Source organism: Agromyces marinus (assembly GCF_021442325.1).
In the GTDB taxonomy this organism is placed as follows: domain Bacteria; phylum Actinomycetota; class Actinomycetes; order Actinomycetales; family Microbacteriaceae; genus Agromyces; species Agromyces marinus.
Genome location: NZ_CP087879.1, coordinates 2,059,413 through 2,078,070, shown reverse-complemented (window position 1 = coordinate 2,078,070; position 18,658 = coordinate 2,059,413). Strand labels below are relative to the sequence as shown.

General features: G+C 71.2%; 17 protein-coding genes and 1 tRNA gene. 10 read left to right on the top strand and 8 right to left on the bottom strand.

Annotated elements, in window-relative coordinates; translation table 11 throughout:
* The first annotated feature begins 11 nt into the window (after positions 1-11).
* From DSM26151_RS09720 to DSM26151_RS09710, 3 genes are all read left to right on the top strand, one after another.
* Entirely contained in the window at positions 12-1,139 is a 1,128-nt protein-coding gene (locus DSM26151_RS09720) for a YlbL family protein (protein ID WP_234659359.1), read from the top strand.
* 98 nt (positions 1,140-1,237) lie between these two features.
* On the top strand, positions 1,238-4,192 hold the full coding sequence (locus DSM26151_RS09715; RefSeq protein WP_407650929.1) for a UPF0182 family membrane protein: 2,955 nt from the start codon (positions 1,238-1,240) through the stop codon (positions 4,190-4,192).
* Between the two features lie 179 nt (positions 4,193-4,371).
* Positions 4,372-4,445, top strand: a tRNA-Met gene (locus DSM26151_RS09710).
* A gap of 89 nt (positions 4,446-4,534) precedes the next feature.
* On the opposite strand, the gene DSM26151_RS09705 is transcribed toward DSM26151_RS09710, so the two are convergent.
* The 3 genes from DSM26151_RS09705 to DSM26151_RS09695 form a co-directional block, all read right to left on the bottom strand.
* A complete protein-coding gene (locus DSM26151_RS09705) occupies positions 4,535-5,335 on the bottom strand; it encodes a hypothetical protein (RefSeq protein WP_234659357.1) in 801 nt (266 codons plus the stop codon).
* A gap of 193 nt (positions 5,336-5,528) precedes the next feature.
* A complete protein-coding gene (locus DSM26151_RS09700; RefSeq protein ID WP_234659356.1) occupies positions 5,529-5,807 on the bottom strand; it encodes a hypothetical protein in 279 nt (92 codons plus the stop codon).
* Positions 5,808-5,868: 61 nt separating this feature from the next.
* Positions 5,869-6,279, bottom strand: coding sequence for a winged helix-turn-helix transcriptional regulator (locus tag DSM26151_RS09695; protein WP_234659355.1), 411 nt, complete (start codon positions 6,277-6,279; stop codon positions 5,869-5,871).
* A 103-nt stretch (positions 6,280-6,382) separates the two neighbouring features.
* Here DSM26151_RS09695 and DSM26151_RS09690 point away from each other — a divergent pair, with 103 nt between their 5' ends.
* Both DSM26151_RS09690 and DSM26151_RS09685 read left to right on the top strand, forming a co-directional pair.
* Positions 6,383-6,748 (top strand): DoxX family protein, encoded by a 366-nt coding sequence (locus DSM26151_RS09690; protein WP_234659354.1) that lies wholly within the window; start codon positions 6,383-6,385, stop codon positions 6,746-6,748.
* Positions 6,749-6,781: 33 nt separating this feature from the next.
* Complete coding sequence (locus tag DSM26151_RS09685; protein ID WP_234659353.1) at positions 6,782-7,612, top strand: carbon-nitrogen hydrolase family protein; 831 nt, start codon at positions 6,782-6,784, stop codon at positions 7,610-7,612.
* On the opposite strand, the gene DSM26151_RS09680 is transcribed toward DSM26151_RS09685, so the two are convergent.
* Positions 7,593-8,831 (bottom strand): aminotransferase class I/II-fold pyridoxal phosphate-dependent enzyme, encoded by a 1,239-nt coding sequence (locus DSM26151_RS09680; RefSeq protein WP_234661861.1) that lies wholly within the window; start codon positions 8,829-8,831, stop codon positions 7,593-7,595. The genes DSM26151_RS09685 and DSM26151_RS09680 overlap by 20 nt on opposite strands.
* A gap of 164 nt (positions 8,832-8,995) precedes the next feature.
* On the opposite strand from DSM26151_RS09680, the gene DSM26151_RS09675 reads away from it, so the two are divergent.
* The 5 genes from DSM26151_RS09675 (at position 8,996) to DSM26151_RS09655 (ending at position 14,961) form a co-directional block, all read left to right on the top strand.
* On the top strand, positions 8,996-10,675 hold the full coding sequence (locus tag DSM26151_RS09675) for a S1C family serine protease (RefSeq protein ID WP_234659352.1): 1,680 nt from the start codon (positions 8,996-8,998) through the stop codon (positions 10,673-10,675).
* 162 nt (positions 10,676-10,837) lie between these two features.
* Positions 10,838-11,893, top strand: a complete 1,056-nt coding sequence (locus tag DSM26151_RS09670) for a glycosyltransferase family 2 protein (RefSeq protein ID WP_234659351.1) — start codon at positions 10,838-10,840, stop codon at positions 11,891-11,893.
* A gap of 2 nt (positions 11,894-11,895) precedes the next feature.
* Positions 11,896-12,708 (top strand): CDP-alcohol phosphatidyltransferase family protein, encoded by an 813-nt coding sequence (locus DSM26151_RS09665; protein WP_234659350.1) that lies wholly within the window; start codon positions 11,896-11,898, stop codon positions 12,706-12,708.
* A 61-nt stretch (positions 12,709-12,769) separates the two neighbouring features.
* The gene (locus DSM26151_RS09660) at positions 12,770-13,615 is read left to right on the top strand and encodes a glycosyltransferase family 2 protein (protein WP_234661860.1); all 846 of its coding nucleotides are present in this window, start codon (positions 12,770-12,772) and stop codon (positions 13,613-13,615) included.
* Positions 13,616-13,656: 41 nt separating this feature from the next.
* On the top strand, positions 13,657-14,961 hold the full coding sequence (locus tag DSM26151_RS09655; protein WP_234659349.1) for a CDP-glycerol glycerophosphotransferase family protein: 1,305 nt from the start codon (positions 13,657-13,659) through the stop codon (positions 14,959-14,961).
* A 73-nt stretch (positions 14,962-15,034) separates the two neighbouring features.
* On the opposite strand, the gene DSM26151_RS09650 is transcribed toward DSM26151_RS09655, so the two are convergent.
* From DSM26151_RS09650 to DSM26151_RS09635, 4 genes are all read right to left on the bottom strand, one after another.
* A complete protein-coding gene (locus DSM26151_RS09650; RefSeq protein WP_234659348.1) occupies positions 15,035-16,003 on the bottom strand; it encodes a hypothetical protein in 969 nt (322 codons plus the stop codon).
* Between the two features lie 65 nt (positions 16,004-16,068).
* Positions 16,069-16,806 carry an ABC transporter ATP-binding protein gene (locus DSM26151_RS09645; RefSeq protein WP_234659347.1) on the bottom strand — a complete coding sequence of 246 codons (738 nt, stop codon included), beginning with the start codon at positions 16,804-16,806 and terminating at the stop codon, positions 16,069-16,071.
* Positions 16,806-17,603: an ABC transporter permease gene (locus tag DSM26151_RS09640; protein WP_234659346.1), complete on the bottom strand. Its 798-nt coding sequence runs from the start codon at positions 17,601-17,603 to the stop codon at positions 16,806-16,808. Before DSM26151_RS09640 ends, DSM26151_RS09645 begins: the two co-directional genes overlap by 1 nt.
* A 115-nt stretch (positions 17,604-17,718) precedes the next feature.
* Entirely contained in the window at positions 17,719-18,411 is a 693-nt protein-coding gene (locus DSM26151_RS09635) for a phosphocholine cytidylyltransferase family protein (RefSeq protein ID WP_234659345.1), read from the bottom strand.
* Between the last annotated feature and the right edge of the window lie 247 nt (positions 18,412-18,658).

Genomic DNA, 18,658 nt, shown 5'->3' with positions numbered 1-18,658 from the left:
AACCGCAGCGGATGACGCTCTTCGGCAGCCACGACGAGGCCCCCGCGCCGGCCGCGGCATCCGCTCCTCCCCGGCGGCGCACGCGACGCGAGCGCCTCGGCTGGGGCGCCGTCGCCGTCGCCGCCGTCATCGGGCTCGGCCTCGCGCTGCTGCCCACGCCGTACGTCATCCAGAGGCCGGGACCCGTCTACGACACGCTCGGCACGACCGAGGTCGATGGCGAGGAGATCCCGCTCATCGAGATCCCCGACGAGCAGACCTACCCCACCGAAGGCTCACTCGACCTCCTGACCGTCCTCGGCATCGGCAGGCCGGGGCAGACGCCCGGCTGGCTGGATGTCGCGTCCGCATGGTTCGACCCGCAGCGGGCCGTGGTCCCCGTGGAGGTCCTCTACCCGCCGGGGATCAGCACCGAGGACCGCGACGCCGCGAACGAGGCGCAGATGGTCGACTCCCAGCAGGACGCGATCGCCGCCGCACTCGTCGAGCTCGGCTACGACTTCCCCCGCGACGTCGTCGTCCAGGGCATCGCGCCGGGGGCGCCGGCGGACGGCGCGCTCGAGGAGGGCGACGTCATCCGCTCGGTCGACGGCGTCGAGGTGCACTCGGTCGACGAACTGCGCGCCGCGCTCGCCGAGCACGGCACCGAGACGCCCGCGATGATCGGCGTCGTCCGCGACGAGGAGGAGCTCGCCGTCGAGGCCACGCCCGAGGCCGTCGGCGACCAGGCGGTGCTCGGAATCGGCGTCCGCATGCGGTACGAGTTCCCGATCGAGGTCGTCATCCAGCTCGACGACGTCGGCGGGCCGAGCGCCGGAATGATGTTCGCCCTGGGCATCGTCGACAAGCTCACGCCGGGTGCGATGACCGGCGGCGAGAACGTCGCCGGCACCGGCACCATCGACCCCGACGGGAACGTCGGCGGCATCGGCGGCATCCGCCAGAAGCTGTGGGGCGCCCTCGACGCGGGCGCCGAATGGTTCCTCGCACCCGAGAGCAACTGCGACGAGGTCGTCGGCAACGTGCCCGACGGACTCGAGGTGTTCGCCGTCGACACGCTCGAGCAGGCGCGCGAGGTCGTCGAGACCGTGGGCGAGGGCGGCGACACGTCGGCCCTGCCGCGGTGCGAGGCCGGCTGAGCGGCATCCGCCCCGCACAGGGGGCCACCTGCGAGGCTCCCGGGCATCACGCTCTCCGGCGACCGTAGGATGGAAGTTCGAACCCGTCCCGACCCCGAATGAGGCCGAGAGTGTCCACAGCCCAGCCGCAGGAACCGACGACGCAGCGACGCCGCGCGCCGATCGCGATCACGATCGGGATCGTCGGTGCTCTGGTCATCGCCTTCTTCGTGTTCGCGGGCATCTACGCCGACATCCTCTGGTACGACCAGATCGGATTCCTCGAGGTGTTCGCGACGCAGTGGGTCGCCCGACTGACCCTGTTCGTGATCGGCTTCCTGGCGATGGCGATTCCGGTCTGGGCATCGATCCAGATCGCCTATCGGACCCGTCCGGTGTACGCGAAGCTCAATTCGCAACTCGATCGTTATCAGGAGATCTTCGAGCCGCTGCGCCGACTCGCGATGTACGGCATCCCGGCCGTGCTCGGCATCTTCGCGGGCGTCTCCACCGCAAGCCGGTGGGACTCGGTGCTCGTGTGGTTCAACCGCGAGCCGTTCGGCTCGACCGACCCCCAGTTCGGCCTCGACATCGGCTTCTACGTCTTCGAACTGCCGTTCTACCGCTCGATCGTGGCCTTCGCCTCGGCCGTCGTGCTGCTCTCCGCACTGCTGGTCATCGCCACGAACTACCTCTACGGCGCGATCCGCGTCAGCGGCCGCGAGGTCGTCATCTCCAAGGCCGCGCGCATCCAGATCGCGATCACCGCCGGCCTCTACCTGCTGCTGCAGGCCGTGAGCATCTGGCTCGACCAGTACGCCACCGTCACCGAGACCGGCTCGCTCATGACGGGCGCCTCCTACACCGACGTCTACGCGACCATCCCCGGGCGACAGATCCTCGCGGTCATCGCCGCGGTCGTCGCGATCCTCTTCCTGGTCACCGCGATCCTCGGCCGTTGGCGCCTCCCGCTCATCGGAACCGTGCTGCTCATCGTCTCGAGCCTGCTCATCGGCTCGCTCTACCCGTGGGTGGTCCAGCGCTTCCAGGTCGACCCGAGCGCGCGCGCGCTCGAGGCGCCGTACATCGCCCGCAACATCGACCTCACGCGCGACGCGTTCGGCGTCGCCGACATCGAGGAGATCCAGTACGAGGCGAAGACGGATGCCGAGCCGGGCGCGCTCCGCGCCGACGCCGGCACCACCGCGAGCATCCGCCTCATGGACCCCGCGGTCATCAGCCCCGCGTTCCGCCAGCTCGAGCAGTTCCGCCAGTACTACCAGTTCCCCGAGATGCTCGACGTCGACCGCTACGAGATCGACGGCGAGTCGCAGGACACGGTCGTCGCGGTGCGCGACCTGAACCTCGAGGGGCTGAACGACGCCCAGACCTGGTTCAACTCGCACCTGGTCTACACGCACGGCTACGGCCTGGTCGCCGCCGCCGGCAACCAGCGCTCCAGCGACGGGCAGCCGGTGTTCCTGCAGTCGGGCATCCCGTCGACGGGCACCCTGCCGGAGTTCGAACCGCGGGTCTACTTCGGCGAGAACTCGCCCGACTACTCGATCGTGGGCGCCCCCGAGGGCACGGACCCCATCGAGCTGGACTTCCCAGCCGGCGGTGAGGGCGAGCCGCAGCAGACCACGTTCGACGGCGACGGCGGGCCCGTGCTCGACAACCTGTTCACCAAGCTCGTGTACGCGCTGAAGTTCCAGTCCGAGCAGATCTTCCTCTCCGACCAGGTGAACGAGCAGTCGCAGATCCTCTACGACCGCAGCCCCATCGAGCGGGTGCAGAAGGTCGCCCCGTTCCTGACGCTCGACACCGACACGTACCCGTCGGTCGTCGACGAGCGTCTGGTCTGGATCGTCGACGGGTACACGCTGTCCGACCAGTACCCGTACTCGAACAAGGTCAGCTACTCGGAGGCGATCTCGGACAGCGAGTCCGTGCAGGCGCCCCTCGCGTTCGACGAGGTCAACTACATCCGCAACTCGGTCAAGGCGACGGTCGACGCCTACGACGGAAGCGTCACCCTCTACGCATGGGACACGGAGGACCCGATCCTGAAGACCTGGTCCAAGGTCTTCCCCGAGGCGATCGAGCCGATGAGCGAGATGTCGGGCGAGCTCATGAGCCACGTGCGCTACCCGTCGGACCTGTTCAAGATGCAGCGCGCCGTGCTCGGCCGGTACCACGTCACCGACCCGGTCACGTTCTACTCGCGAGAGGACGCCTGGACGACACCGCTCGACCCGACCCAGGGCACGGCGACGTCCTTCCTGCAGCCGCCGTACTACCTGACCATGCAGATGCCCGGCCAGGAGCAGCCGACCTACTCGATCTACTCGACGTTCATCCCCGAGGCGCGCGGCTCCGCGAGCCGGAACGTGCTGCGCGGGTACCTCGCGGTCGATTCCGATGCGGGCTCCGAAGACGGCGAGCGGTCCGATGGCTACGGCAAGCTGAGGCTGCTTTCGCTGCCCGAGGACGACAACGTGCCCGGCCCCGGCCAGGTGCAGAACACGTTCAACTCCGACCCCACGGTGTCGCAGTCGCTGAACCTGCTCAAGCAGGGCCAGTCCGACGTGATCAACGGCAACCTGCTCACGCTCCCCGTCGGCGGCGGCCTGCTCTACGTGCAGCCCGTCTACGTGCGATCGACCGGTGAGACCAGCTACCCGCTGCTGCAGAAGGTGCTCGTCGCGTTCGGTGACGAGATCGCCTTCCAGGACACGCTCGACGAAGCGCTCAACGTGCTCTTCGGCGGCGACTCCGGTGCGGCGGCCGGCGACGTCGAGGTCGAGCCCACGACGCCCGACGGCGAACCCGCACCCGACGGCGAGCCCGCGCCCGACGGCGAGGGCGGCGACACGCCCACCACCGAGGACACCGAGCTGCAGTCGCTGCTGAACCGTGCCCGCCAGGCCATGGACGACAAGCAGCAGGCCCTGCAGGACGGCGACTGGGCCGCGTACGGTCAGGCCGACGCCGAGCTCGCCGAGATCATCTCCGAGCTCATCGTCCTCGCCGACGAGGGGTCGACCGCCGAGGAGGCGCCCTCGGGCGAGTGACGCCGGCGCAGGCCGTTTCGCAGAGCGCGCCTTCCGACCCGATGCGGGTCGGAAGGCGCGCTCCGCTGTTCCCCCTCGATCGCAGCGAGCGCTCCCCGGGCGGCGAGACCCGCGACTCGCCCGGGATCCGGCCCCGATTCGACCGCGCCTGATTCCCGTGCTAGTGTTTCCTCTTGTGCCGCGGGGTGGAGCAGTTCGGTAGCTCGCTGGGCTCATAACCCAGAGGTCGTAGGTTCAAATCCTGCCCCCGCAACAAGAGGAAGGCCCCGGTCCATTCGGACCGGGGCCTTTCGCATGCCCGCTGCACGAGCTGCGGGTTCGCGGCTGAGAGGCCGGAACCGATCACACGAGACCGGCGCACTGACCGTTCGCGTTGCGGCCGACGACGTTCACTCCCGTCGGATCGAAGCCTCCGGAGACGCCGTGCACGAGGTTCGAACACGTGAGGTTTCGGCCGATCTGGTTCTTCACGATGTAGACCACGGGGTCGGCGAAGGGGTGCGAGTCGACGCTCGTGATGTCGGTGAGGGTGACATTGCCGTCGACGACGTTGAACATGACCCCGATCCACTCCGCGGTCACGCCGTCGATCGTGACGTTGCCGCCGATCGAGTTGTTCTTGATGGGCCAGTAGGTGAACGCGCCGCCGCCTCCCCGCAGGGTCACGTTGCGGGCGACCTCCACGCCGTTCAGTGCGACGGACTCGGCCCCGGTCGCGCTCACGTTGCCGCCGATTCGGACCTCGGAGACGTCCTGCGGCTCCTCCTCGGGCGAGGTCGCCATGCCCCAACACGCGTGGCCGGTGTTCCCGACGAGCGAGCTCGGCTGGCATCCGAGCGCGAGATACGAGCCCTCGCCTGCCGTGACGTTCCGACCGATCGTGATCGTCGAAGCGACGAGGTCCCCGCGCAGCGCGGCGCCGTCGGCCACCTCGAGGTTGCGGGCGATGTCGATGGTCGCACCCACCTCGATTCCGCAGTCTCCCGTGACCGTGACCGACGAGTAGTGGCCGGAGGGGATGTCGCCGCCGGCGCAGGTGTACGAACCGCCCCCGGGTGCCGCGAGTGCGGGGCTGCCGACGAGGGCCAGCGCCCCCGCCGTGGCGATCATGGCGAGGATCTTCAGTGACGCCGGACGGTTCATGACGGTTTCCCCGATTCTCTTGACGGCCGCGCGATGCGGCCGCGTCCGCGTTGACGTGCCTTCGCGCAGCACCGTACGCCGCCGTTGCACTGCCGACAAGGCACCGATGGCCCCCAGAACGGGGCTCCCCGCTGGTCCGATGCCCGCAGGCGAGTCCGCGAGCAGTCGGTCGGCTCCGGCCCGGGATCCGCGCTCAGACCTTCGAGCGTTCGAGTGCCGCGGCGAGGGCGTCCAGTTGCGGCTTCTCGGTCTCCTCGACGGTCAGGGACATGAAGGAGGCCATGGCGAGCAGCACCTCGTAGCGGCCCGGGCGACCGCGCTTGGCCGGCTTGTGGGTGACGCGGATCTCGCGATACGTCGACACCGGGTTCCGCGCCGCCTCGTCGAGGCCGTTGTGCCGGAACTTGGCGACCGTGGCGCCGTCGTACAGGAGTCGTTCGCCGTTGGCGCCCTTGACCTCGATGGTGTCCATGGCCCCACCTTCCCAGATGCACCGTCGAGCCGGCAGGCCCCGGTCCGAGGGGGACGAAGCCTCAGCGCGCGTCGTATTCGGCCCGGGCGGCCTCGATGCGCGGGTGGTTCTCGATCGCCCATTCCCCGAGCGCGGTCGCGATCTCGATGAGGCCGGTGCCGAGGCGCGTGAGTTCGTACTCGACGCGCGGGGGCACCTCGGCGTGCACCGTGCGGGTGATCAGCCCGTCGCGCTCGAGCTGTCGGAGCGTGAGCGTCAGCATCCGCTGCGAGATGCCGGGGATGTGGCGCTGGAGCTCGGTGAACCTGAGACGACGGTGGCGCAGCGTCGCGACGACGAGCAGCGACCACTTGTCGCCCACGCGGTCGAGGACCTCGCGGATCGCTCGCCCACCGGTCCCGCCGGTCGACGCCTGGCACGAACCCTCGTAGGACGTGAGGGGTTCGGCGTCGGGGTCGGTTCGTGTCGACATCGGATGTCACCTGCTTACCTGCGTGTGCCTTTTGCACGCGCCTCGTCGAGCACCCATCATGGGGTTGCTTACCGAACGTAACAGACCCCCCTCAGGAGTACCCATGCTGATCGCCCTCTGGATCCTCAACGCGCTGCTCGCACTCGCCTTCCTCGCCGCCGGCGCAATGAAGGCGATCCGCCCGAAGGAGGCGCTCGCCGGTGCTGGAATGGCCTGGACGGAGGACTTCTCGTCGCCGAGCGTGAAGCTGATCGGCGCCGCCGAGGTCGTCGGGGCGTTCGGGCTCATCCTGCCGCTGGCGACCGGGATCGCACCGATCCTCAGCCCGATCGCGGCGGCCGCCCTCACCGTCGTCATGATCGCGGCGGCCGTCGTGCACGTCCGCCGCGGCGAGTCGGCGGTTCCCGCCATCGTGCTGGCGGGACTCTCAGCGGTGAGCACCGTGCTCGGCCTCATCGTCCTCAGCTGACGCCGGGCGGGGCGCCGCGCCTAGGCTGGCTGCATGCAGACGGATGCCGCACCCCTCGGTGCCGCGGTCGCGCAGTTCGCGCCCGGCGACGACACCGACGCCAACCTCGCCGAGATCGGACGCCTCGCGGGCGTCGCAGCGGCACGAGGAGCGCGGCTGGTCGTCTTCCCCGAGTACTCGAGCTTCTTCACACCCGAGCCGGGCCCGGCCTGGGCCGAGGCCGCGCAGCCGGTCGTCGGCCCCTTCACGGCCGCGCTGGGCGCGCTCGCCGACCGACTCGGCGTGCACCTGGTCGCCGGCATGATCGAGCGTCCGGCGGGTGAGGCCCGCCGCGTCGCGAACACCGTCGTGGCGATCGCACCCGGCGAGGGGGTCGTCGCGCGGTACCGCAAGCTCCACCTCTACGACGCGTTCGGGCAGCGCGAGAGCGACTGGGTCGCCCCGGGCGAGATCGCCGACCCCGAGACGTTCGCCGTCGGCGGCATCCGCTTCGGCCTGCAGACCTGCTACGACGCCCGCTTCCCCGAGGTCACGCGGCGGATCGTCGACGCGGGCGCCGACGCGATCTGCATGCCGGCCGAGTGGGTGCGCGGCCCGCTCAAGGAGGCGCACTGGCGCACGCTCACGACGGCGCGTGCGATCGAGAACACCGCCTACGTGCTCGCCGCCGACCATGCGCCGCCGGTCGGCGCGGGCAACAGCATGATCGTCGACCCGATGGGCGTCGAGGCGGCCACCATCGGCGAGCAGACGGATGTCGCGGTCGCGTGGCTCTCCCGCGACCGGATCGCCGAGGTGCGCCGACGCAACCCGGCGCTGGAACTGCGGCGGTTCGCGGTGACCGTCAGGGAGCCGGGGGAGTAGGCGCCGCCGCCCGGTCGACGTCGCCGAGTCCGGACAGGCGTTCGACCGCGGTCTCGAGCACGTCCCTGCGCTTGCAGAAGGCGAACCTGACGAGGCTCCGCACGCCGTCCCGCCGCGACGGGTGGACGAAGGCCGTCACGGGCACGCCGACGACCCCGGCCCGGTGCGGCAGTTCGCGGCAGAGCGCCGCTCCGTCGTCGACGCCGAGCGGAGCGGCATCCGCCACGACGAAGTACCCCGAGGCCGGGACCGACGGGTCGAACCCGGCCCGGCGCAGGCCCCCGACGAGCAGGTCGCGGCGGGCGGCCAGTTCGGCCGCCGCCCCGGCGAAGAAGCCGTCCGGGAGGTCGAGTCCGGCCGCGATCGCCGGCTGGAACGGCGCGCCGTTGACGAACGTCAGGTACTGCTTGACGGCCAGCACCGCGGTGACGAGGTCGGCTGGGCCGGTGAGCCAGCCGATCTTCCAGCCGGTCGTGTTGAACGTCTTGCCGCCGGAGGAGATCGAGATCGTGCGCTCCCAGGCGCCCGGGCGGGTCGCGATCGGCGTGTGCGCGCCGTCGAAGACGAGGTGCTCGTAGACCTCGTCGGTGACGATCAGCGCATCGTGGCGGTGCGCGAGTTCGACGATGAGGTCGAGCGTCGCGTCGTCGAGGATGGCGCCGGTCGGGTTGTGCGGCGAGTTGACGAGGATGACGCGCGTGCGGTCGGTGACCGCGGCGCGCAGCTCGTCGGCGCCGGGGCGCCAGTCGGGGAAGCGCAACGGCACGGTGCGGTGGATGCCGCCGGCTCGCGCGATCACGGCGCCGTACGCGTCGTACGACGGCTCGAAGGTGACGACCTCGTCGCCGACGTCGACGAACGCCAGGAGCGTCGCCGCGAGCGCCTCGGTCGCCCCCGCGGTCACGAGGACCTCGCGCGCCGGGTCGAGCTCGAGCCCGTACCAGCGCTGCTGGTGCCGGGCGATCGCATCGCGGAGGACCGGGAGCCCCGGCCCCGGCGGGTACTGGTTGACGCCCGAGGCGATCGCGTCGCGCGCCGCGTCGAGCACCTCGCGCGGGCCGTCCTCGTCGGGGAAGCCCTGCCCGAGGTTGATCGCGCCGGTCGCGAGCGCGAGCGCGCTCATCTCGGCGAACACGGTCGGCGCGACGCTGCCGTCGACGGCGAGCAGCCCGGCACCGGCGGCGGTGCGCTGCCAGGGGGCCTGGGTCCGGGTCTGCATGCGGTCCACGTTCACACCGTATGCCACGGCTCGGCGGCTACGCTGTCTCGGGCACGCCCGCGACATCCGGGCGGTTCCCGGGGACGACATAGGTTCGTCATAGAGTCCGCCGATCCGCGACACAGCTTGGGGCGGGAAGCTGGCATCCGCTGGAAGGAGCGAACATGACCGAGACCAACACCGGCGGGACCCCTGAGGCCCCCGACGCCGGCGTCGACGAGGCGACCCGCACCGCGCCTGCGGCGCAGCCCGAGGCAGCGGATGCCGCGCAGCCCGAGGCAGCGCCGGCGCAGCCCACGGCCGCCCCCGCGCAGCCCGAGGTCGCCCCCGCGCCCGAGGCGGCGCCTGCGCAGCCCGAGGCGGCGCCCGCGCGCCCGACCGGAACGGTGTACGCGCCCGGCCAGGCCCCGCAGCCCTACCTCGCGGGCCAGTACCGCCACGAGCCCGCACCCGCACCGGCCCAGCCCGCACCGGCGCAGGCGGCGCCGATTGCGCCGAACCAGACCGCCCCGACGACCCCGCTGGCCGCGCCCGCGGCATCGGCCACAGGCTCGGGCTCGATTCCCCCCGCCTTCGGCGGCACCGTCGCTCCCGAACGACCCGAGCCGGCCAAGCAGCGCCGGGTCGGGTTCGGCGTCGCCGCGGCCGTCGTGGCCGCCGCGCTCATCGGCGGCGCGTCGGGTGCGGGCATCTTCGCGCTCACCTCGAACACCGGCGACGGAGCCTCCGTCCGGGAGACCTCGTCGGGAACCTCGCGAATCGTCGTCGACGAGGACGGTTCGGTGAACCGAGTCGCGGCGGTCGCGGCCGCCGCGAGCCCGAGCGTCGTCACGATCGAGGTCGCCGGCGGATCGTCGGCGGGTACCGGCTCGGGCGTCATCCTGTCCGAGGACGGCTACGTGCTCACCAACACGCACGTCGTGACCCTCGACGGTGCGACGGGCGACCCCGCGATCCAGGTCAAGGCCGACGACGGGCGTCTCTACGAGGCCGAGCTCATCGGCACGGACCCGCTCAGCGACCTCGCGGTCATCAAGCTCGTCGACGCGTCGGGCCTCACTCCCATCGAGTTCGCCGATTCGGGCGAGCTCAACGTCGGCGACACCGCGATCGCGATCGGTGCGCCGCTCGGACTGTCCGGGACTGTGACGAACGGCATCGTCAGCGCGCTGAACCGAAGCATCGACGTCGCCTCGTCGGCCGCTCCCGAGACGACCCCCGACGCCCCGGAGGGCGACCAGGGCGACCGGGGCGACGGGCAGAGCCCGTTCGACTTCTGGAACTTCGACATCCCCGGCGAGGGCGGTGGCGGAGGCCAGGGCGGCCAGGCGAGCGGCGGGCTCATCTCGATCCCGGTGATCCAGACGGATGCCGCGATCAACCCGGGCAACTCCGGCGGCGCGCTCGTCGACGGCCAGGGTCGCCTGATCGGCATCAACGTCGCGATCCTGTCCGCGGGCGGAGCCTCGGGCGAGGCCGGCAACATCGGCGTCGGCTTCGCGGTGCCGTCGAACCTGGCCCAGCGCATCGCCGACGAGATCATCGAGAACGGCTCGGCGACGCACGGCCTGCTCGGTGCGACGGTGACCTCGGCACAGGCCAGCGGCGAGAGCGACGTGGTCGGCGCCCTCATCTCCGAGGTGAGCCCAGGCGGTGCCGCCGAGGCGGCCGGGCTCCAGTCGGGCGACGTGGTGACGGGCCTGAACGGCATCCCGATCACCGACCAGACCGACCTCACGGCGCAGATCCGGGCTCTCGCCGGCGGTGCCGAGGCCGAGGTGAGCTACGTGCGAGACGGCGAGACCGCCACGGTCTCGGTGACGCTCGGGACGTACGAGGGCTGAGACCCCGGGTGCGCCCGGCGCACCCCTCCCGAACGGGGTCGGACCGGTCGGTCCGACCCCGTTCGCACGCCGTCGGACACGCCGGGAACGCGGCGTGCCGGACCCGTTCCCGCTCGGAACCCGACTGCTAGGCTCGATCGACCCTGTGCACGAGTGAGGACCATGCCCGAGCAGCACCAACCGGCGGACCTGTCGCCGCCGATCGGCGTGTCCTACGTCATGCCCGTGTTGAACGACGCGACGCACGTCCGGGCCGCCGTCGAGTCGATCCTCGCGCAGGTGTACGACGGCCCCGTCGAGGTGCTCATCGCGCTGGGGCCCTCGATCGACGGGACCGACGCCCTGGTCGCCGACCTCGCGTCGCGCGACGACCGGATCACCGTGCTCGAGAACGAGGCGGGTTCGACCCCAGCGGGACTGAACCTCGGGATCCGGGCCGCCCGCTTCCCGGTCGTCGTGCGCGTCGACTCGCACTCGATGCTCGCGCCCGAGTACACGCGCGTGGCCGTCGAGACGCTCGTGCGCACCGGGGCCGACAACGTCGGCGGCATCATGGATGCCCGGGGCGAGACCGCGTTCGAACGCGCGGTCGCACTCGCCTACACCACGCCCGTCGGGCTCGGCGGTTCGGCGTTCCACGTCGGCGGCCAGGAGGGTCCGGCCGAGACCGTGTACCTCGGCGTGTTCCGCAAGGACGCGCTCGAACGCGTGGGCCTGTTCGACGAGACCGTCAAGCGGGGTCAGGACTGGGAGCTGAACCGCAGGCTGCGCGCCACGGGCGGCACGGTCTGGTTCACACCGGAACTCGCCGTGACCTACCGTCCGCGCTCGAGCGTCGAACGCCTCGCGCGGCAGATGCTCTCCACCGGGCTCTGGCGCGGCGAACTCGCACGACGGTTCCCGGCGGCCAACGGCATCCGCTACTTCGTGCCGCCCGCGATGGTGGTCGGCGTCGCGCTCGGCCTCCTGCTCGGCATCGGCGGCATCGTGCAGGCCGCCCTCGGGGCGGCGCCCTGGATGCTCGTCGGATTCGCGGTGCCCGCCGTGTACCTGCTCTTCGTGCTCCTGGCCACCCTCGTGTTCGCGCGGAGATCGGGTGCCGCGACGGCGACCTGGTTCGTCGCGGTCCTGCCGATCATCCACGTCGCGTGGGGCACCGGATTCGTCCTCGGGTCGTTGTCGCTGACGCGCAACATCGCCGGACACACGGGAAGGTGAGCATGACCGAAGCCATGCCGGAGCGCGGCATCCCCGCGAGCCTCGCCGAACAGCGCGCCGTGACCCAGCCGCCCGAGGTCCGGGGCCGCCGCAACGCCGAGCACTGGACGGCGTCGCTGTACCTGCGCAACCTGTCGCCGTACCTCACGTGGGCGTTCCTGCACACGAGGATCTCGGCGAACGGCGTCACCGCGATCATGATCCTCGTCGGCTGGTCGACGGCCGCGGCGCTGCTCATCCCGGGGGTCTGGGGCGCGCTGCTCGCCGTCCTGCTCGGCCAGCTGCAGATGCTGGTCGACTGCTGCGACGGCGAGGTCGCGCGCTGGCGGCGCACGTCGAGCCCGGCAGGCGTGTTCCTCGACAAGGTCGGCCACTACACGACCGAGGCGCTGATCCCGATCGCGCTCGGCATCCGCGCGGCGGCCTACCCGCTCGAGTTCCCCGCCGACTTCCTGTGGACCACGATCGCGGCGCTGCTCGCGCTCGTGATCGTGCTGAACAAGGCGCTGAACGACATGGTGCACGTCGCCCGCGCGAACGCGGGCCTGCCCAGGCTCGCAGACACGCACGGCGAGTCGGCCCCGCGGCCGGGCCTCGTCGCGAAGCTCCGCAGGGCGGCGCGCTTCCTGCCGTTCCACCGGCTGTACCACTCGGTCGAGCTCACGCTCATCGCGCTCGCGGCGGCGGTCGTCGGCCTGTTCGTCGGGCAGCCGATCGTCGATCGCGTGGTGCTCGCGGCCCTGCTCCCGCTCGCGCTGCTCGCCCTGGCCGGGCACTTCGTCGCGATCATGGCGTCCCGCCGTGTCCGTGCCTGACGAGCTCGCGGCATCCGCCTCGGCACCCACCGCGCCGCGGGTCGGGGTCGTCGTGCTCACGATGGGCCGGCGCCCGGACGAGCTCGCGCGCGGCATCCGCAGCGTGCTCGACCAGCGCGGCGTCGAGGTCGACGTCGTCTGCGTCGGCAACGGCTGGGACCCGGCGACGGCCGAGCCGCCGCTGCCGACGGCGGTGCGCACGCTGCACCTCCCCGAGAACCTCGGCATCCCCGCGGGCCGCAACCGCGGCGTGCCCGAGGTCGGTGGCGAGGTCCTCTTCTTCCTCGACGACGACGCGTTCCTGCCGAGTCCGGACTTCCTCGCCGACGGATGCCGCCTGCTCGCGGTGCACCCGGACCTCGGGCTCGTGCAGCCCCGCGTGGTCGACCCGACGGGCCTGGTGTCGCCGCGGCGGTGGATCCCGCGCATCCGCAAGGGCGACCCGGCGCACTCGAGCGACGTGTTCTCGTGCTGGGAGGGCGCGGTGCTCATGCCGCGCGCCGTGTTCGAGGCGACCGGCGGCTGGGCCGACCCGTTCTTCTACGCGCACGAGGGCATCGAGCTGGCCTGGCGGGTGTGGGATGCCGGCTACCGCGCCTGGTACGCGGGTGAGCTCGAGGCCGCGCACCCCGTGATCGACCCGGCCCGCCACGAGTACTACTACCGGCTGAACGCCCGCAACCGGGTGTGGCTCGCGCGGCGCAACCTGCCGCTCGTGCTCGTGCCGTGCTACGTGGGGTCGTGGACGGCGATCCAGGTCCTGCGCTGGTTCCGGCGGCCCGCGGCGCTGCGCGCGTGGTTCGCCGGTTGGCGTGCCGGCTGGCGCGAGAACCCGGGCGAGCGGCGCCCGATGCGGTGGCGCACGGTGTGGCGGATGACTCGCGCCGGGCGTCCTCCGGTCGTCTAGCCGCGTCACGCGCGGCCGGCGCCGACGGCTACCCTTGGACGGTGGGTTTGAGGAAAGACGCGCGTCGCGCCGTGAAGCTCGTGCAGAACGTCGTGCGATCGCGTCGCGCCCAGGCGCGCCTGGTCGAGGAACTCGCGAAGCAGGGGCCGCTCGAGCCGCATCGGTACCGGGTCGGCGTGTACTTCGCCGACGGCAAGGTCAACCTGTACCAGCTCCGCCAGTGGTACAAGCCGCTCGCCCGGCTCGCCGAGCGGCATCCGGTCCTGGTCCTCAGCCGCGCGTCGGGTGCCGCGCTCGCGCTGCTCGACGAGGCGCCGCTTCCCGTGGCGTACGTCCGGCGCGTGGCCGATCTCGAGCGGGTCATCCACGAGCAGGACCTGCACGTGGTGTTCTACGTCAACCAGAACTCCAAGAACTTCCAGATGATGCGCTACGGGCGCCGGTGGCACGTGTTCATCAACCACGGCGAGTCCGACAAGATGTACATGACCACCAACCAGTTCAAGGCGTACGACTACGCCCTGATCGCGGGGGATGCCGCGCGGGCGCGCCTCGACAAGGTGCTGTGGGACTACGACTTCGACAAGCGGGCGATCCCGATCGGGCGGCCCCAGGCCGATCACTACCTCGACGGGCGAGCGTTGCCGTATCCGGCGGACGGCCGCGAGGTCGTGCTGTACGCGCCGACGTGGGAGGGCGACCGGGGCGCCGCCGCGTACGGGTCGATCGCCTCGCACGGCGTCGACCTGGTGCGGGCGCTCCTCGCGACCGGGCGGCACCGGGTCATCTACCGGCCCCATCCGCGTTCCGGTGTCGTCGACGAGGCGTACGGCGCTGCGAACCGCGAGATCGTGCGGCTCATCGAGCAGGCCAACGCGGGCGACCCGTCGGCCGTGCACGTCTTCGACCAGGGCAAGGACCTCGGCTGGCAGCTCGCCGCGGCCGATGTCGCGATCGTCGACATCTCGGCGATGGTCTACGACCGCCTGGCGGCGGGCAGGCCGCTGCTCATCACGCGCCCGGTGAGCCCGCAGGCGCAGGTCGACACGGGCGGGTACCTGTCGGCGTGCGAGTGGCTCGATGCGGCGGACGGGTCGTCGATGCTCGCCCGGGTGGACGAGGTCGCGCACGACCCGCAGGCGCTCGAGCGGCTGGGCTACTGGGTGGAGCGCTACTTCGGCGACACGTCGCCGGGGGTGACGACCGAACGGTTCCATGCGGCGGTCGACCACCTGATGGCGGAGTGGGAGCGGTTCGCCGCGCTCCACGCGACGGACCCCGACATCGACGAGCACGACGCGGAGGGCGAGGCGGCCGAGCAGTCCGACGACATCGAGGTGGACTGAGTCGGGGTCGGTCGGGGTCGGGGTCGGGGTCTGGGTCGGGCTTCGCGGGTCGACGCTTCCGTCGACCCGGGGATCAGCCGTCCGTTCCGTCGCTGCGCCGCCGGGTGAGCGCCCGGCCGGCGGTGCGGATGCCGCGGCTCGTCGCCGACGCGATGGCGACGCCGACCGCCGCGCCGCGCCGCGCGCCGCGGACGATCGCCGGATCACCGGGGCCGAGCGGTTCGAGCTCGACGGGAAGGACCACGGGTGCCGGTCCGAACGCCGACCGCGCCTGGTTCATCACCCGACGACCGAGGATGTGGTTGCCCGTGCCGCCGATCGCGGCGCCGATGCCGAACGGGATCGCCCGGCTGAGCATGCTCGCGCTGCCGCGCACGGCGAACTGGCGGACGAAGACGTGGCGGAGCCGGTCGGCGACGGTCGACATCACGGCGCGGGGGAGCCCGGTCGTGATGATCTCGCCCCAGTAGGCGTTCCGGCTTCCGCCGCCGGTCGCCTGCGCGGCGAACTGGCGGACGAGGTCGACTCCTTCGCGACCGAGCATGAGCGTCATGACGAGCGCCCGCGCACGGTCGGGGTTCTCGACGTGCAGCCCGTGCACCTCGGCGACGGACTGGGTGAACAGCGCGGTCGCCTCGAGGAAGCCGGCGGTCTCGAGCCCCGACAGGGCGAGGGTCACGCCCGTGCCGATGCCTGGCACGACGGCGGTCGCACCGACCGCGGCGCCGCCGGTGGTCACCGCGGCGAGGTAGCGGCGCTCGAGCACGCGCACGAGTTCGTCGGGTGAGGCGTTCGGGTGCGACCGGCGGATGCCGCGCAGGTGCGCGAGCACGATGGGCCGCTGGATCGACAGCACCCGGTCGAGCATGCGCTCGAGGCCCGCGGCGCGATCGGCCGGGTCGGTCGGCGGCGGCTCGTGGCCAGGTGCACCGGGCGCCGCGCCGGGCGCCGCGCCGGGCGCCCTGGGCGCTTCCTCGGCGGTCGGCCCCTCCTCGGGCGCGCCGGGGCCCAGTGAGTGGATCCGGTGGACGCGCTCGGCCATGCCGACGATCCTAGGACGACCGCCTGCGAGGACGCGCCGAACCCACGGGGTTCGGGGGCACCCGGTCAGATCCCGTAGTCGGCGTTGTACCGGTCGAGCACCTCGTCGATGCCGGCGTCGAGCACGAGGGCGCCCTTGTCGAGGTAGAGGCCGCGCGTGCAGAACCGGCGCAGGTCGCGTTCGTTGTGGGAGACGAAGAACAGCGTGCGCCCGCCCGCGAGGAGCTCCTCGATCCGGCGGTAGCACTTCTCGCGGAACGCCTTGTCGCCCACCGCGAGCACCTCGTCCACGAGGAGGATCGGTTCGTCGAGTTGGGCGATCACCGCGAAGGCGATGCGCACCTTCATGCCGCTGGAGAGATGCTTGTAGGGCGTGTCGAGGAAGTCGCCGATGTCGGCGAACCCGATGATCTCCTCGAACTTCGCGTCGACCTGGGCACGCGTCATTCCGTGCAGTCCCGCGGTGAGGTACACGTTGTCGCGAACGGTCAGGTCGTCGACGAACCCGCCGGTGATCTCGATGAGCGGCGCGACCCCGCCGCTGACCGTCACCGAGCCCTCGTCGGGGATGAGCACGCCCGCGACGAGCTTCAGCAGCGTGGACTTGCCCTGGCCGTTGCGGCCGACCACGCCGATCGCCTCACCCGGGCGGACGTCGATGCTGAGCCCGCGCAGCGCCCAGAACTCGCCGGGTCGGTTCCGCCTGCGGGCGGTGGAGAACAGGTCCTTGAACGAGCGGCGAGCGCGCCGGTTGCGGCGGAAGCGGATGCCGAGGTCGTCGGTGCGGATGGCGGCCTCGGGCATCAGATCTCCTTCAGCACCTGGCGTTCGGTGCGCCGGAACACCCAGAGGCCCAGCGCGAGGAATGCCAGCGACATCGCGGCGGCGATGCCGACCGCGAACGGGTCGAGCTCGCCGGGGAAGAACGTGGCCCGGTAGAGCCCGAAGATGCCCGTGAGCGGGTTGAACGCCGCCCAGAAGTGCAGTTCCTCGGGCAGGTTCGCGGTGCCGTAGACGATCGGCGACGCGTAGAACAGGAAGCGAAGGATGAGCTTGGTCGCCCGTTCCAGGTCGCGGAAGAACACCACGAGGGGTGCGACGATCATCCCGATCCCCGCCGTGAGCGCGGCCTGCAGCGCGACCGCGAGCGGGAACCAGAGGATGCCCCAGGTGACCTCGGCCGCGAACACGAGGGCGAACAGCGCGAGCACGGGCAGGGCCAGCACGAACTCGATCCCCTTCGAGAGGACGATGCGGTTGACCCAGATCGTCCGGGGGAGCTTGGTGGACCTGACGAGCTTGGCGTCCTTGAGGTAGGCGCGCGTCGAGTCCGAGACGGCGCCGTTGAACCACATCCACGGCAGCAGGGCCGTGAGCAGGAACACGATGTACGGCTCGGTTCCGACGAGCCGCTCGAAGATCTGCGTGAAGACGAACCAGTAGATGCCCGCCATGACGAGCGGGTCGAGCACCGACCAGAGGTACCCGAGGGCCGAGGTCGAGTAGCGCACCTTCAGGTCGCGCGTGGTGAGCAACCACAGGGAGTGCCGGTATCCGGCCCACCGCGTCCGCGAGAACGGATGCGAGTCGGCGTAGCTCATCACGTTCTCATCGTAGGGGGAGCGCAGGGGCGTCCCGTGCCGCGCGCGTCCGGCCGCCGAATGCGAAGAGCGGATGCCGTCACGGCATCCGCTCTTCACGCTGTGGTGCGCAGGGTCACACGAAGTGGTTGGCGCGCTCCAGGTCTTCGGCGAAGTCGATCTCGACCGCGTAGAGGTCGGAGACGTCCATCGGCTCGACGAGCAGGCCGTTCTGCTCGATCGCGAGCTCGAGGCCGCGCTCGAAGTAGTCCTGCGCGCCGACGCGCTGCAGGTGCGCGAGGAACACGGACTTGTCGCGGGCGGCGATGTAGTTGATGCCGACCGCCTCGCCCAGGCCGCCCTTGACGGTCTTGGAGAGCTCCTTGATGTAGCCCTCGGCGCTCGTGGTGTACTTCACCTCTTCGTCGGACACCTTCGCCGTGTTGACGGTCACGAACGACTGGTCGCGGGCGATGAACGGCAGTGCGCGGTCGAGGATGCACGGGTCGAAGACGACGTCGCCGTTCATCCACAGCACCCCGCCCTGCTGCGACGCCTGCAGGGCGCGCATGAGCGACTTCGAGGTGTTCGTCTGGTCGTACTCCTCGTTGTAGACGAAGGACGCCTGCGGGAAGGCCTCGATGATGTGCTCGAGCTTGTAGCCGACCACGATCGTCACCGCGGCGTTGCGGCCGAACGAGTGCTCGATGTTGTCGAACTGCTGGCGCATGATGGTGCGGCCGTCGCTGAGCTCGGTGAGCGGTTTGGGGAGGGAACGCCCGAGCCGGCTCCCCATGCCGGCTGCGAGGATCACGATCTGGGTGGTCACTGCATCTCCTTCATCATCCGGATGTCGCGAAGCTTCGCCGTCGAGACGAGTTCGGCCCCTGTTCATCCGTACGTTCATTGCTGGACACGCCGTTATGCCGCCTGTCAGGATACCCGAGCGATCAGCCCGATCACCGGGACTTCCGGCCAACGTAGTGCGATCGTGACCTGTCGTCCGGGGTTCCGTTCCGGTCGCCCGCCGCACTCCCGGCGACCGGACGGCCGACTTCCCAGCGCGATCGAGGGTC

Bases quoted from the DNA above. Each gene is read 5' to 3' on its own strand.
- DSM26151_RS09720 (WP_234659359.1), top strand. From the start codon at position 12: ATGACGCTCTTCGGCAGCCACGACGAGGCCCCCGCGCCGGCCGCGGCA.
- DSM26151_RS09715 (WP_407650929.1), top strand. From the start codon at position 1,238: ATGAGGCCGAGAGTGTCCACAGCCCAGCCGCAGGAACCGACGACGCAG.
- DSM26151_RS09705 (WP_234659357.1), bottom strand. From the start codon at position 5,335: ATGAACCGTCCGGCGTCACTGAAGATCCTCGCCATGATCGCCACGGCG.
- DSM26151_RS09700 (WP_234659356.1), bottom strand. From the start codon at position 5,807: ATGGACACCATCGAGGTCAAGGGCGCCAACGGCGAACGACTCCTGTAC.
- DSM26151_RS09695 (WP_234659355.1), bottom strand. From the start codon at position 6,279: ATGTCGACACGAACCGACCCCGACGCCGAACCCCTCACGTCCTACGAG.
- DSM26151_RS09690 (WP_234659354.1), top strand. From the start codon at position 6,383: ATGCTGATCGCCCTCTGGATCCTCAACGCGCTGCTCGCACTCGCCTTC.
- DSM26151_RS09685 (WP_234659353.1), top strand. From the start codon at position 6,782: ATGCAGACGGATGCCGCACCCCTCGGTGCCGCGGTCGCGCAGTTCGCG.
- DSM26151_RS09680 (WP_234661861.1), bottom strand. From the start codon at position 8,831: ATGCAGACCCGGACCCAGGCCCCCTGGCAGCGCACCGCCGCCGGTGCC.
- DSM26151_RS09675 (WP_234659352.1), top strand. From the start codon at position 8,996: ATGACCGAGACCAACACCGGCGGGACCCCTGAGGCCCCCGACGCCGGC.
- DSM26151_RS09670 (WP_234659351.1), top strand. From the start codon at position 10,838: ATGCCCGAGCAGCACCAACCGGCGGACCTGTCGCCGCCGATCGGCGTG.
- DSM26151_RS09665 (WP_234659350.1), top strand. From the start codon at position 11,896: ATGACCGAAGCCATGCCGGAGCGCGGCATCCCCGCGAGCCTCGCCGAA.
- DSM26151_RS09660 (WP_234661860.1), top strand. From the start codon at position 12,770: ATGGGCCGGCGCCCGGACGAGCTCGCGCGCGGCATCCGCAGCGTGCTC.
- DSM26151_RS09650 (WP_234659348.1), bottom strand. From the start codon at position 16,003: ATGGCCGAGCGCGTCCACCGGATCCACTCACTGGGCCCCGGCGCGCCC.
- DSM26151_RS09645 (WP_234659347.1), bottom strand. From the start codon at position 16,806: ATGCCCGAGGCCGCCATCCGCACCGACGACCTCGGCATCCGCTTCCGC.
- DSM26151_RS09640 (WP_234659346.1), bottom strand. From the start codon at position 17,603: ATGAGCTACGCCGACTCGCATCCGTTCTCGCGGACGCGGTGGGCCGGA.